Source organism: Nostoc sp. LPT (assembly GCF_017115165.1).
GTDB lineage: Bacteria > Cyanobacteriota > Cyanobacteriia > Cyanobacteriales > Nostocaceae > Nostoc.
Window position 1 is genome coordinate 1 of sequence record NZ_JABXKF010000063.1, and the last position, 14414, is coordinate 14414.

General features: G+C 43.9%; 10 protein-coding genes. 4 read left to right on the plus strand and 6 right to left on the minus strand.

Translation table 11 applies throughout. The features are described 5' to 3' along the window. Nucleotides 1-256: 256 nt before the first annotated feature. Nucleotides 257-2185 carry an alpha-amylase family glycosyl hydrolase gene (locus tag HWQ58_RS14360; RefSeq protein WP_292863404.1) on the minus strand — a complete coding sequence of 643 codons (1929 nt, stop codon included), beginning with the start codon at nt 2183-2185 and terminating at the stop codon, nt 257-259. Between the two features lie 476 nt (nt 2186-2661). On the opposite strand from HWQ58_RS14360, the gene HWQ58_RS14365 reads away from it, so the two are divergent. Further along, on the plus strand, nt 2662-3714 hold the full coding sequence (locus HWQ58_RS14365; RefSeq protein WP_292863407.1) for a hypothetical protein: 1053 nt from the start codon (nt 2662-2664) through the stop codon (nt 3712-3714). A 436-nt stretch (nt 3715-4150) separates the two neighbouring features. Here the strand turns inward: HWQ58_RS14365 and HWQ58_RS14370 are convergent, their stop codons facing one another. From HWQ58_RS14370 to HWQ58_RS14380, 3 genes are read right to left on the minus strand one after another with little or no spacing between them, the layout of a single operon-like run. After that, a complete protein-coding gene (locus HWQ58_RS14370; protein WP_292863410.1) occupies nt 4151-5305 on the minus strand; it encodes an FAD binding domain-containing protein in 1155 nt (384 codons plus the stop codon). Further along, nucleotides 5302-6576, minus strand: coding sequence for an FAD-dependent oxidoreductase (locus HWQ58_RS14375; protein WP_292863413.1), 1275 nt, complete (start codon nt 6574-6576; stop codon nt 5302-5304). The genes HWQ58_RS14370 and HWQ58_RS14375 overlap by 4 nt, the downstream gene beginning before the upstream one ends. Before the next feature lie 35 nt (nt 6577-6611). Then, the gene (locus HWQ58_RS14380; RefSeq protein ID WP_292863416.1) at nt 6612-7256 is read right to left on the minus strand and encodes a DsbA family oxidoreductase; all 645 of its coding nucleotides are present in this window, start codon (nt 7254-7256) and stop codon (nt 6612-6614) included. Nucleotides 7257-7386: 130 nt separating this feature from the next. Between HWQ58_RS14380 and HWQ58_RS14385 the strand changes: the two genes are divergently transcribed. The 3 genes from HWQ58_RS14385 to HWQ58_RS14395 all read left to right on the plus strand — a co-directional run bounded on the left by HWQ58_RS14385 (nt 7387) and on the right by HWQ58_RS14395 (nt 11161). Further along, nucleotides 7387-8346, plus strand: a complete 960-nt coding sequence (locus HWQ58_RS14385; protein WP_292863419.1) for a LysR family transcriptional regulator — start codon at nt 7387-7389, stop codon at nt 8344-8346. Nucleotides 8347-8513: 167 nt separating this feature from the next. Further along, nucleotides 8514-10301 carry a serine/threonine protein kinase gene (locus tag HWQ58_RS14390; RefSeq protein ID WP_292863422.1) on the plus strand — a complete coding sequence of 596 codons (1788 nt, stop codon included), beginning with the start codon at nt 8514-8516 and terminating at the stop codon, nt 10299-10301. 647 nt (nt 10302-10948) lie between these two features. Then, complete coding sequence (locus HWQ58_RS14395; protein WP_104908896.1) at nt 10949-11161, plus strand: hypothetical protein; 213 nt, start codon at nt 10949-10951, stop codon at nt 11159-11161. Nucleotides 11162-11227: 66 nt separating this feature from the next. Here the strand turns inward: HWQ58_RS14395 and ribD are convergent, their stop codons facing one another. Together ribD and HWQ58_RS14405 are read right to left on the minus strand one after the other, a co-directional pair. Further along, nucleotides 11228-12445, minus strand: a complete 1218-nt coding sequence (gene ribD, locus HWQ58_RS14400) for a bifunctional diaminohydroxyphosphoribosylaminopyrimidine deaminase/5-amino-6-(5-phosphoribosylamino)uracil reductase RibD (protein ID WP_292863428.1) — start codon at nt 12443-12445, stop codon at nt 11228-11230. 489 nt (nt 12446-12934) lie between these two features. After that, nucleotides 12935-14266: a serpin family protein gene (locus HWQ58_RS14405; protein ID WP_292863431.1), complete on the minus strand. Its 1332-nt coding sequence runs from the start codon at nt 14264-14266 to the stop codon at nt 12935-12937. Nucleotides 14267-14414 lie beyond the last annotated feature (148 nt).

The following is a 14414-nucleotide window of genomic DNA, read 5'->3' on the forward strand; positions in this document are numbered from 1 at the left end:
TGCATCCCGATACAATGTTAATGCGTCCCTCTGCAATGCCAATGCATCCCGATACAATGTTAATGCGTGCCCTACAATGCCATTGCATCCCCCTGCATTAAAAACGCTACGCTTTTACGCAAAATTGTCTACTACACTATGGCGCACACTGCGGTTCGATACGCTTATTTATGTATTTTTTGTTACTGGAAATTCAAAAATAATGAAGAGTGAAGAATCAAAATTTGAATCCTTCACTCTACCTTATTCTATATTTCTAAGATTCTCTTCCCGATGCCCAGGTATCACGCCATTTGACAGTACCTTCTTTCGCAATCACCCAGCGGCGATTTACGAGATTTTCGCGCAGAGGCGATCGCCCTTCCCGCCACATGGCATATTTATAAGCAATCAGCTGACCAGCACTTTCATCAAAGGGAATCTCAGCAAACCAAGTATTGGTGTTGATGTACTCTAGGGGATAGGCTTTGCCAATATCCCAGTTACCTAACTCTGGGCAATCTCCTGTCACCACAACGATTTCCCCAGGTTTGGTCTCCACGCCATTGAGTTGGACGCGGACAATTGTTTGTGCTTTTATCCGTTCGCCAACGTGGCTGAAAACAATTGCTCCCCTTTCTTCTAGTACTAAGTCATAAATCTTGCCATCTTTTACCTCATACTTGTTGCGAGTCACCACGCAGGTATGTTCGCCATCGGGCAATTCTGTTTCTACTTCTGGTAAAGTAACTTCTCCTCCCCGGTTTAAAGCGACAAAACACAGGGAGTCACGATAGCGGCGTACATAGCAGTAAACATCCGGTGTTAAGTATTTTTGCCAGTGGCTACCCATTGATACGGCTGGATTCAGTCGTCGTAAGCCAGACAGCAGCCTGATGCAACGATAAATCTCACTCTCTGTATCCCAACTTTCCATCATTGGGCGGTTATATGGGTCGTTACCGCCATCGGTGTCGTTATGCAGATACTGTTCTGTGCCGTAATATATGCAAGGAATGCCGCGACAGGTCATAATTAAAACGATCGCAACCTTCAGCATCGCTGGATCGGGGTTCAGCGATTGGAAGCGGCACATATCATGGTTATCGATGAAGGTAACTAGCTCTGTTGCCCCGTTGTAGCGATAATCCTGGTCAAAAATGTATTGAATTGTTTGGAATCCGTTTTCTGAACCTTGCCCTAGTGCAGCTCGAATTGCCACACACAACCCAAAGTCTAGAAGTGTCATGCCTGAGTGGTTAACAAATTCCACTGAGAGATCGTCAGTTGGATTACTGTAAATCCATTCACCAAAAATAAATACATCTGGTTTGTGATTCGTCATCTCGCCAGTGAATTCTTGCCAAAACCAAATCGGCATGTGCTTGACAGTATCCACCCGCAGTGCATCCACACCCCGGTCTAGCCATTGTTTAATTGCTGACTTGATATACTGACGATATTCAGTATTATTTTCATTGAAGGTTGCTAGACCAGATAGTTCACAGTTCTGTACTTGCCAATCGTCTTCCCAATTTTGCACTTCGCCATAGTGGTGATACCAATTATTAGCGTCATCATTGAAGTCAGCAATTTTGACACCATCATCATACAATTCACCTTTACTACCGCTAGTATCAGGTGTACTATGGTTGCAGACAATATCTAGCACTAGCTTCATATTGCGCTTGTGCAGTTCTGTAATTAACCGATCAAAGGTTGTATTTTTTTCTTCTTGAGTGGCGTTTAAAGAAGGGTTCTCTCCCTCAGCAATGTATCGAGGATTGAGCCGTTTAAAGTCTTTTGTCCAATAGCCATGTATTGCTGCATTGCCAACAAATAACTCTTCAACCTGCTCGAACAGTGGAGTTAGCCAAAGAGCGGTAACTCCCATATTTTTGAGATAATCTAATTTATCGATGACGCCTTGCAAGTCGCCACCCCAGTACTTACCCCAATCCTGTCTAGTTGAATCGTACAGTTCTGAGTTTGCACCTTCGCTGTTATCTGGATCGCCATCATAAAAGCGATCGACTACGAGAAAATAAATTGTTTCCTGACGAAATTCAATATCTCTGGTGTAAAGGAACTCTAGAGCAATCTCAATATCTAGCTGCGGTTCTTGTATAAGAGCTTCTACGTTTTCCTTTGCAGGATCTACTTTATATTGATCTGGTGAAAACTGGGATGGTGGGGTTTGTACCATAAAAAAACTCAAAATTTCATCTAATTCACACTTGCAGAACCAACAGTACAACGTTTCGAGTATTGTGTGTTACTACAAACTTCGGTATTGTGACATCCTGCCTATGGTGTAGGTATCTATCGCTAGCTAGTTTATAATTCTATCGATAGATATAATTCATTTGCTATAGGATAAAAATAAAAGAACATAGCAGTTATTAACGATAATTGCTCGCTCACAAAAATTTACAATATTTAATTAAGTTGACTTGCGGTAAATACTGAGTTTAGCTCATGTTTAAGTGTATATTAGATAATAAATTTGAGAACACCTCAACTCCTTGGAGATGATTTGTCAATAAAGTTTTGTTACCTGAAAATACTGAGTCAACCACGTATAAGCTAACTTTTTCTCTAGAAGATTCGCTCCATTGGTAAACTGACCATTGTCACTTTCAATCTGTTATTACTATCAAGGAATTAATTTAGGTAGCAATTATGACCAAATATGACAAGGTTTTTAACTCACCAAAGACATCAGAGGAATCACTAAGTCCAGAGGAAGCGGTGGCGGCGATCGCAACTGTGACTGCGATCGCTGATTCATTTATTGAAGAGGTAGATGCAGAAAGTTTAGCGGGTATCCTCTGGGAATTCGAGGTTTTTGAGGAATACTCAGAAGATGAAATTGCAGAAATCGTTGATAGACTGATCTCCATTGCAGAAGAAGAGGGAATTGGGCCCCTGTTTAATGCCGCCAAAGTATCTCTCTCAGATGAATTAGTGCTAGATGGTTTTGCTGCTGGGGTAATAGTGCTTTTAGACGATGAACTCGCCATTCCCAAACCGAAACAAATCTACCTGAAAAAGCTACAAGCAGCTTTAGAACTTGAGGATGAAGAAGCAGAGGAAATCATCAAGGAGGTAATCGCAGCCTTTAAAGAAGCAGAAGATGAAGAATATACAGACGACGATGATGATGAAACAGTGGTCATCGAAGATTTTAGTGAACAAGCATATCAATCCCCATTAGGTAATTTTACCGTACCGATTCCGGTCGATCCGCAGCAGGGCGGTAGAATTCAAAGTCAAGAAGGAGTAGTTGGCTTTTCTGATGACATCGGTACTTTGTTGAGAATCGATTATTATCCTTTCCCCCTAGAACAGTTAGAGGAACTGGAATCTGTTGGACAAGAAGAATATTTACAAACAATTTTAGTAGACAAGTATGTACCCCAAGCGATTTTTGCCAATGTACCAGATGCTTCTGTGGAGTATACCGAATATCTAAAAGATACTTTGCGAGGCGCTTACTACGTGTTAATCGATATGCCCAAAGGTTCCACAATTTCTAAGCAGGAAAATAATGGAACTGCAATCAGATTAGATGCATACCGGGGGTTGCTCACCTTTATCAGTGGTGAATTTTTATATATAGTTAGTAGTCAGCACAGCTTTATTGACGGCGAAACTCCCGATTCCCTTGAAGAAGAAGCCGAAGACATCAAGGAGAGTATTTTAGAGTTTGTTGAGACTATAGAGTTCACTTAGTACAGCTTTGCCTAAAAACGTAGCGTTTTTAATGCAAACCAATGTATTAACAATGCAAACCGATGCATTAACAATGCAAGCCGACGTATTAACAATGTAAACCGACGTATTAACAATGCAAGCCGACGTATTAACAATGTAAACCGATGCATTAACAATGCAAGCCGACGTATTAACAATGCAAACCGATGCATTAACAATGCAAACCAACGCATTAGGATTACAGAGTCTTGCAAAATTTAATTCGCTACGAATTACAGATGCAGTGCAATATGCAAACACGCCATCGCTAAATGTCTCAAACCGATTCCGGCTCATTAATGACTTCATTGCTCTCAATACGCTTGGGATAAGCCTTTTTTCTCTCCCCCTGCTCCCCCTGCTCTCCCTGCTATCCCCTGCTCAACGAATAAATTTCCTTAACCCAAGCGTATTCTCATTCCTCTCCCTCCCAGCGCTCTCTGCCATAGATAAACTGGGATTGCTCTCCCAATGCTTGACCGTGTTTCCATAGCCGCATTCCCAGTGCCAGCTGATCGCCTTCCCAAGCGGAGAGTGCTTCCGAGACATCCTGATGATCCATCAGGGCATCGACGAGCGCGATCGCGTTTGCTGCCGCTTTTGAGGTACTTGCTGCGGTGTGCGGGCGGGGGATGAACGCTGCATCTCCCACCAAGGCAATGCGATCAAAAGTCATTTTGGGCACACCCAGATCCAGAATAGCTTGTACAAACGGTTCTTTTGTTGCTGCCACTAGCTTTTGAAACGGAGTAACTAAGACTCGATTCGCATACGCTCGCATCTCTTGTTCTACAGATGGCGCGATCAGACCGGGTGGAATCGAGAAATCTCGACGCTTGCCGTACTTATCAGTCAGAATGTGCGGCAATTCAGTTGTTTGATCGTAATTGACATACCACACCCAATTAAAGCGACGTTCTCCCGGCACAAGCGATTCATTCTCGCCTGGAATGACGTATTGCAAGATGTGTGAATTGGGAAACTGATAGAACACAAAGCGCTCGGTAAAAATGGCAGCCGTTTCTGGGTCTAGCTCCCATTCATCGACTAAGCCGCGATAACCGACATAGCCTGCATACTGGGGTGTGTAGCTAGGCAGCAGCAATTGGCGGATGGTCGAATTCGGCCCATCGGCTCCTACCAATAAATCGCCCGTCTCACGAGTACCATCCTCAAAGATGGCTGTCACCTGATTGCCGTTTTGCTCAATCTCGCTCAAGGATTTCCCTTGATGGTAATGCTCATCTGGAAACTGCCGCCGCATTGAAGCGTAGAGCAAGTTCCAGGAGGTCAAGGTTTGACGCATCGGCATTCGTTGAATGCTGCCATTCTGCTTCAAGTAATAGCGCTCCTGTGCCACGACACCCAGGTTATCCTGGAGAATGCCTGCGCGTTGAAACGCTTCAATCACATCAACCTGGAGCACAATGCCGCCGCCGCGACTGTCGAGCGTATGAGCCGATCGCTCATAAATATCGACTTGCCAACCAATTGATCGCAGCAGGGTTCCCGTAAATAATCCCGCCAGTGATCCACCGATCACAATGGCACGACGATCAGTAGCGTTCATCTGTTTTCCTCCAGATATTGATGCACAAACGTAACTGCCATCGCCCCTTCTCCCACAGCAGAAGCGACACGCTTGACTGAGCCGTGGCGCACATCTCCTGCCGCAAACGAGCCAGGAACACTGGTTTCTAAGAAGAACGGGTCGCGATCGCAAGTCCAGCCTGCTGGCGGATGACCTGCTTTGAGCAACTCTGATCCAGTGATCAGATAGCCTGCATCATCTCGAATAATCGGAGTATCCTTTGCCCAGTCCGTGTTCGGAACACCGCCGATACACACAAACAATCGCTGAGTATCGACCCGTTGCACAGTTCCAGCCTGCCCATCTGCGATCGTGATTGCTCGCAGAATTGTGTCCCCATCTAATCCTGTAACTTGAGCGTTGAAGAGGACTTCGATGTTAGGAGTGCTGGTAATTCGATGAATTAAATACTGTGATAGCGTTGCTGCTAGATTGCTGCCGCGAATCAACATTGTCACCTGTTTGGCATAACGCGAGAAGTGTAGTGCTGCCTGACCTGCCGAGTTACCACCGCCCACTACAAACACATGCTCATTACGACACATTGGCGCTTCACTTGCGCCAGCCCCGTAAAATACGCCCAGATTGAGAAATCGGTCTTCATCTGGAACATTCAGCCGTCGATACTCCACACCTGTAGCACAAATGTTGGTACGGGCAATCATTTTGCTGCCGTCTGCTAAATCAACATAAATGTGATTGTCTTTAAACTCAGCTTTGATGCCTTCGCGCAACAGCAACAGTTCAATCCCAAACTTAACAGCTTGCTGCCGCGCTCGTTCAGCTAAATCTGCCCCGCGAATTCCTTTGGGAAAACCCATGTAGTTCTCAATCAGTGAACTCGTACCCGCTTGTCCACCCACCGCGTGACGCTCAATCAAAACCGTGCGTAGCCCTTCGGATGCAGCATATACTGCCGCACTCAAGCCCGCCGGGCCTGCTCCATAAATTGACAAATCGTATTTACGGAATTTTGGCTGTGTCACCCAACCCAGTCGTTGAGCAATTTCTCGAATCGAAGGCGAGAAAAGTTGCGTGCCATCTGGAAACTCAACCATTGGCAAGCGGAGATCGCTTAGGGCTGAAAACCCTAGTTCGCGATCGCAGTCTTGATCATTTGTAAGTTCAATCCAATCAAATTCGACCACACTGCGATTCAGGAAGTCTCGAATTTCATAGGCTTCTGCTGAATTCGGTAAACCATAGAGCCGAACTTTTGCAGCAGATTGTGCAGTTGTTTCATTTGTCATTGTTTTGTCACTATCGATTTGAGTTGTGGGCGTGATTAAGCCTTTGCTAATTCATTCACTGCTTGTTGCAATGCTGCCAGAAAGACTTCAACTGATTGTGCTCCAGATATGATTTCTCGACCAATGCGAATGGCCGGAACACCATGAATTCCTTGGGCGATCGCCTGTTGTTCTAAGTCTTTGACTTCTTGAATTCCTGCTTCTGATTCCAGAAACGCCTTTACTTGAGCAGCATCAATCCCGATCTCTGCTGCCAAAGTTGCTAGAGTTTCAACATTACCAATGTTTCGACCTTCTGTGAAATAGGCATTGAGAATGCGGACAGTCATCTCAGTCGCTTTGCCCTGATTGCCTGCAAACCAGGTCAATCGATGTGCTTTCAGGGTGTTGGGTGTGACGCTCATCAGGTCGTAGCGGAAGTTAATACCATCAGCTTGTGTTGCTTGCACCGTTTTTGCATCCAACCCTTGTGAGTATTCCCAACTGCCAAATTTGCCAGTGCGATAGGCTTTGCGATCCATTCCGGCTGCTGGCATTTGCGGATTTAGCTCAAAGGGAAACCAGAGGTATTCAATCTCAACAGCAGAATTTAGTTGGGCGATCGCTTGATTCAACCGTGTTTCTGCAACTAAACACCAAGGACAAATGAAATCAGAAGTAATTGCGATCGTCAGCGTCATCGTTGCCTCCTTTGGGACTGTTCTGCAACTGTTGATAGTTTCACTTTAATCTCAATTGAAAAGAATGTTAATCTACTAAATACGCTAAACACTTTTGCGTTTTTTGCAATAAGTAGTTGAAGGAAATGCGATGGATCAACTGGCAGCGATGCGATCGTTTGTCAAAGTCGTAGAAACTGGTGGCTTTTCGGAAACTGCACGGCAGTTAGAGTTAGCCGTCTCCTCGGTGACGCGCCAAATCAATTCCCTGGAAGCAATGCTGAACACTCAGTTACTTAACCGCTCCACGCGCAGCATCACGCTCACACTACAGGGGCAGAAGTACTACGACAAAGCCGTGCAAATTCTGCAAGATGTAGAAGAAGCCAATATTTGTGTTAGAGAACAGGGTGATATTCCGCACGGCACTTTGCGAATCAGTCTGCCTGTGACATTTGGGCGGTTGCACATTGCTCCGATTCTGAGCGATTTTCTGATTCAGTACCCAGAAGTGAAACTCGACCTCCAACTGAGCGATGGACTGGCAAACCTAGCAGAAGCCGATCTAGATATGGTCATCCGCATCGGCAACCTTGATCGCTCCAATGCCAATCTAATGCTTCGTAAACTCGCGACCTACCATCGCCTAGTCTGCGGTAGCCCAGCCTATTTTAAGCAACAGGGTAAACCGAGTCATCCAAACGACTTAACTCAGCACAATTGTTTGCTGTTTGCTTATTCCACAAATCATCAAATCTGGCGCTTCCAGCGTGAGACAGAAGTGTGTGAAGTGAAAGTGAGTGGATCTCTAGTGGCAAACCATTCGGAGGTGCTGCGTCAAGTTTGTTTAGATGGCAGTGGTTTGGTCTTGATGCCAACCTGGTTGATCGGTGAAGATATTAAAGCTGGACGATTGCAGGCAGTGTTGTCTGATTTTCAAATCTCTCCACAAACTGATCGAGATACAGGCGTTTATGCGTTGTATTTACCCAATCGTAAGCACTCGCGACGCGTTCAAGTGTTTATGGATTTCCTGATTCAGCAATTTGGCAATCCGCCCTACTGGGAGACAGAAAGTTTGGCTTGTAGCACTTTCCACTCAGACAGTTGACTTGAGCATCCTTGTATTCCCCCATTAGCTACACCCGTTCTAAATTCAGTGTCCATAACTCATCAACTCATCTGATGTACATTTGGAAAGGGCGATGTCTGACGACAAGCCTGGAGAAGAGAGGAAGTCTCCGGCTCCGCACTGGGTGTATACACTTGTAATTTTTCATGACAATAACCCTGCTGAACAATCGCTATCAAGTTATCCAGGTAATCGGCGCTGGTGGGTTTGGAGAAACCTTTCTAGCAGAAGATGTCCACATGCCTTCTCGCCGTCGCTGTGTAATTAAGCAACTAAAACCGATAACCAATAATGACCCGCAAACCTACCAACTTATCCAACAACGGTTTGAACGGGAAGCAGCAACCTTAGAGTATTTGGGTGAAAGTAGTCACCAAATTCCCAAACTCTACGCTTACTTTTCTGAAAACGGGCAGTTTTACCTCGTCCAAGAATGGATTCACGGCCAAACCCTAACAAAAATTGTCGAAGCCAAAGGATTTGAGGATGAAACTGCTGTTCGGCAAATTCTCTTGAGTCTGCTTTCAGTTTTAGATTATGTTCACAGTAAAGGCATTATTCACCGGGATATCAAGCCAGATAACATTATTCTGCGTTCTGCTGATGGCAATCCAGTTTTGATTGATTTTGGTGCAGTCAAAGAAACAATCCGTTCAGTGGTGAATTCTCCAGGATACCCCACGCGATCGCTTGTCATTGGTACGCCTGGATATATGCCTAGCGAACAAGCCGTTGGCCGCCCAGTTTATGCCACTGATATCTATAGCTTGGGTTTAACGGCGATTTATCTGCTGACTGGTAAACACCCACAAGGATTACTAACCGATCTGAAAACTGGGGAAATACTTTGGCAGCAGCACGCCCCTAACATCTCTTCCCAATTGGCGGCGGTACTCAATCAGGCAATTAGGCCTCATGCTGGCGATCGCTACAGCACTGCCAGTAAAATGCTATATGCCTTGCAATCAGCTACAAATACTTCTACAATCATTTTTTCTCCCACTGCTACCTCGACTCGACAAACCCAGCCATTATATTCCCCGCAAAAAAATTCTGCGATTCCAGGGTCTTCCACTTCTGGAAGCTGGCAAAAATCTGCTGTGATTGTTGGTAGTTTGCTCATCGGTGGTTTGATTGGTGCAGTAGCAATTCCTAGCATCATTCGTCAGCAACAACCAGAAACAACGATTGGCACAAGTCCCACGCCATCTCCAGAATCTTTTCCGACTTCTGCATCTACCGAACCACCTGTTTCCTCCCAAACCTCTCCAGTTCCAGTTATTCCTAGCTCACCACAGCGACCAATCTCTAATCCCCCAGTTGTATCCATACCACGGCCAGAAAAAGAGCCTGTCACTTCAGATACTCCAGCACCGATAGCAGTATCCACACCACAGCCAGAACCAAAGAATGAGGCGAGCCCAGTTCCCAAACCACAAGTTCGTTCCAGACCACAAAATAGCGATCGGCCGCCTAGTAAATTAGCTACCACTAGCCAAAGCGTTCCCGCATTTCCTACAGGTACATCAAGAAGTGACGTAGAAGCGACCCTCGGTAAACCAAATCAAGATTTAAGAGGTGCATGGGGTAAGACTCGTGCTGTCGTTTACAAATTAGTGCCCAACAAAATTGACCTTGGCTACTTATTTGATCGTAATTCTAAAGTGCTACGCCAAACTGAGGTATCTTTTGCCCAATCAGTAGACCCACAGGTAATGGAGACTACCTTAAATGGAATGTTAAAAGGGCAAACCACTGAAGAGATTAAGCAGGGACTCAAACAGGTACAACAGCGCCAATCTGATAATTTTAGTTTTACGAATGGCTCAGTCAAAGGTCAAATTATTCGTCAAAAATGTGATTTTATTTACATCAGTATTTGGGATGTAGATTTACATGATTTTGTGAATCCATCTACAGCCAAACAATGTTAATGTTCTGAGAAACATTGTTCTCAAAAGTTAGATTTTAAATCTAGCTACTATCGGCCTTAATTGCATCAAAGATTGTGGCTCAAAAGCAGAATAAGTAATTTTGGATTAGTAAAACAGGATAAATTTGAGTGTGTTGTTTGACAATAAAATGGCTTTCGCAGGATTTTGTATTTTATAAGACAATTCAGTATTCAATATAGTCCATAAAAAACGGGCTTTACTTGGGCTATAATCAACACAATTTCGGTATTGTAAAATACAAAAACCCAGTTTTTAGAATTAGTGTAAGTAAGTTGGCACAATAAAACCAAACTATGTGAATAAAGATAAACTAGGCTAAAACCCCTTTTCCCCCTGCCTTCTACCTCCAGCAAGAACTGCCTTATCCCAACGACAAATTTTTACGCCGTCCTACTTATTTGTTTTCTAGTTTTTGCAACTTAACACACGAAAATCTATCCTTCCCATGTCCAATGCCCAATATCCATTTTCAAACTAAGTTTTAAATTCTTAATCTTCATAAAGTTATAAATACCATTATTAAGTTTTTAATAATACTTGTCTCAGCTTCTACATTCATGTCGTAAAGTGCGATTGGAATTGTGTAATCTGAAGACAGCAAAGCTAAATTATTCAATTGAGGTCTGATGACTCCTACAATTATGCGTCAGCTTTGGTCAGTGGTTGAAACCGCGCAAGCCAAGCTCCTTTTACAACTGGATGATGCTAGCTTGGTGCAGTGGTTAGTAAAACAAACCGAAACGCAAGTGTTGTTAGATTCTAACGAAACTGATTTTCTTAGCCACTACATTCAATCTCGACTAGCCCTTATACGTGATATTGCCCATGAACGCCAGTGATCGCGATGCCTACGGCGGGCTACGCTAACGCAAAATCAAGATAAATAGATTGATCGTCAAGTGTTATTACTGTTGACTATTAGCTTTTGGGGAAAAATAACCTTCCACTAAGCAGTCAGAGCCGACTACACGCCAACGAACGCGTTCTAAAGACAACGCCTCAGTCATGGTAGTAAAACCTAAATCGCCCACTGGTGTGGGAGCAATACTACCACCAATGATTTTTGGGGCAATAAATGCCAAAACTTTTTGCACTGCTCCTTGAGCGATCGCACTAGCAGCTAAGGTACCACCACACTCCCACAGCACGCTACAAAAACCTCGTTCATATAAGTACGCCATTGCCTCATCCGGTATAAGTGATGCTAATTCCACCACCTCCACACCCTGTTTGAGCAACAGTTCTTGAAAATCGGGGTTAGCACCCTTCTGTGTCAATACCAAAGTTGGAGCATCCGCAGTTTGCCACAGATGGGCACTTGCGGGTAAGTTGAGATGGCGACTCATCACCACCCGCAGGGGATTATGTACCCCCACCTGATGGCTGGTTAAGTAAGGATTATCTTGTCGGACTGTATTACCGCCGACAATTATGGCATCACAAGCCGCTCGCACTAGATGTACTTCACTGCGGGCTTCTTGACTTGTCACCCAAGCGCTATGACCAGAGGTAGTAGCAATTTTGCCATCTAAAGTCATGGCATATTTTAAAATTCCCAAAGGTCGCTTGTAGAGAATGCGATGCACAAAAGCTTCGTTTAACTGATGACAGGCTGACTCTTCTACTCCTACCAACACTTCGATCCCCGCCGCCCGTAAACGGGCGATACCACCTCCAGCCACCAGTGGATTGGGGTCAACCATACCCACTACTACTTTTGCCACCCCTGCTTCGATCAATCCTTCCGAACAAGGCGGAGTGCGCCCGTAGTGGTTGCAAGGTTCGAGGCTGACATAGATTGTTGCACCACGAGAGCGATCGCCTGCTGCTTTTAAAGCAAACACTTCTGCATGAGGCTCACCTGCGCGAGGATGAAATCCTTCACCAACAATCTCGCCATCCTTGACAATCACTGCTCCCACTAACGGATTTGGCGAAGTCCGCCCTAAAGCACGGCGAGCCAGTTCCAAACACCGCAGCATCATGCGAGAGTCAAAGTCACTTCCTACCTTTTGCTTCGGTGGTGAATTCGAGCCAGCTGCTGACTCCACTATTCGTGTATTTTCCTGAGTGTAATTTGGTAAAGATGCATCTGCTTGAGCGACCACTGGGGAATTATCCATAATTTTAGGCAATACTGTAAATATTCTGCACGCGATTGCGCAGCCTCTCCACAAAAGAATCGCGCTTTGCTCCTGATAATTAAACAGTAATATCTAGGCGCTATTATTGGCTGTCTCAACTTACATGAGTCTGTAATATTCACACTTACAGTTCAGGGTAACTGAAAGTTTGAGACATTTCAAAACCCTTCATTTGGATGAAGGGTTAATAGCATCAGGTCAGAGGAATTATTCTACACAATTCCTGGAACAGTAGATTTACGACTTTACTCATGAGCTTGCCTTGAATGTGCTTACCACCTAGCGGGACTTAAACATTTTTGAAGCAAAAACAAGCCTCAAACCCATACACAGCAGGAAAATACACCAAATCAAAAATGCTTGCAACCCAAATATATCAACAAACCAGGCAAATAGATGTCCAAATCTCTCTGTATATACATTTGAGGCTTTTTTCTAGCTACTTTTTGTCTAAGTCCCACTATATCCTCATTGTGGCTCGATGATTGAACCCATAAACAAAATGTTTCCCGTCTGATTATCTCTAATGGCACAGAAAAAGGGACGATCAACAATCATTCGGAATGGTTCTGGTTCTTGTCTCAAAGATGTTGTTACTATTCCCACTGAAGTAGCGGCTGCCGCTTCAGTGCCTTCTTCATTTACTTCAACAAAAGTTTTATGCTTAACTTGGCTAATAGCAAAATTTTTACCCATGCCAGAAAAATTGGCTTTGTTGCTGAAAGCCTCCCCCATGCCTAAAGTTTTTAAAGCATCATTGAGTGTAATATCGTAATCTGTTTTGAAGCGGGGTAGGCGAATAAATCCTTTTTGGTTATTGAACTGAGTCATCCATTTTTCCCAATTCTCAACATTCAAGTTTTGAGAAAACGCTTTGAGGTTAGAATTATTTTTGGGTAGAAATATATAAAAACTTATCTTACCATCTTTACCATAAGGTAAACTAACTGCCTGAAATTTTTCGCTTTCATAGTATCTATAATCACCCTCCTGTGACATCATTGGGTGTTGTTTTTGCCTGCTAGATGTGATGTAAAAAGGGTATGGAGCAGTTTGCTTTTTGTCAAACTCTTTACTCCAATTACCTTTAAAATATATGGCATTAATCAGGAATAACACCTGATCTGGTTCAATTTTTTCAACTATTTTAGTGATTTTGCCGTTAGTATTTTCTTTGACCCAGTTATTGATAATACTAGATGCAGCGGCATCTTTAAAGTTTAAATTGCTGACTTTGGCTTGATAGAAGTCCTGGGTTCTATTGATAAAGTCTGGCGCAAAGCTAACATCTTGATTGGCCCAAAGTGAGTTAGCAATTTTCAATTGCACTTTCGTATCTGAATTATCTAAAAGCTGTTTTAATACCGCCGCGTAAGAAGAGTTGATTTCTGGTAGATCCATCCCCTGTAATTCCAGGGTTTTTGCCATTGCTTGTTGAGTCGAGCCGCTAGCGCCGTTGTAAGTCATAGCAAGAGCGATCGCAACACTTGAAGGTGAGATAAAAATATTTGTCTCACCCCGATCGTTTTTCAGAACTTCTGAAAATAGTTTGAAGCCAAATTTATTGCTAGACTCAACGATTTTTGTATCAGTTTTGGCTGTTTTTTTTTGCAATGGAGTTTCTGGCTGAGGTAAACTAGATTGGGCAAGGGCACTTTTATTACTATCTACTTGAGAACACCCTAATACACTGAATAGAACAACACTTGCAGCAGCCAGCGCATAACGTCTGCCCAGGCTAACACCGTAACGTCTTTGCAGGAAATTTTCTTTCGCATCACTCAATTTATGGCGATTCATTCTGCTACCTCACTTGCCAAAGATTCCCGATTGTTCTTAGAGTTGACGCAGATACTGTGTCAATGACTAACTATTGCATTTACTCCAATGCAAAAATGGGACTGTTACAGTTTTCGTAACAGCAAATTAGTAGCTTAGAGGAATTAAA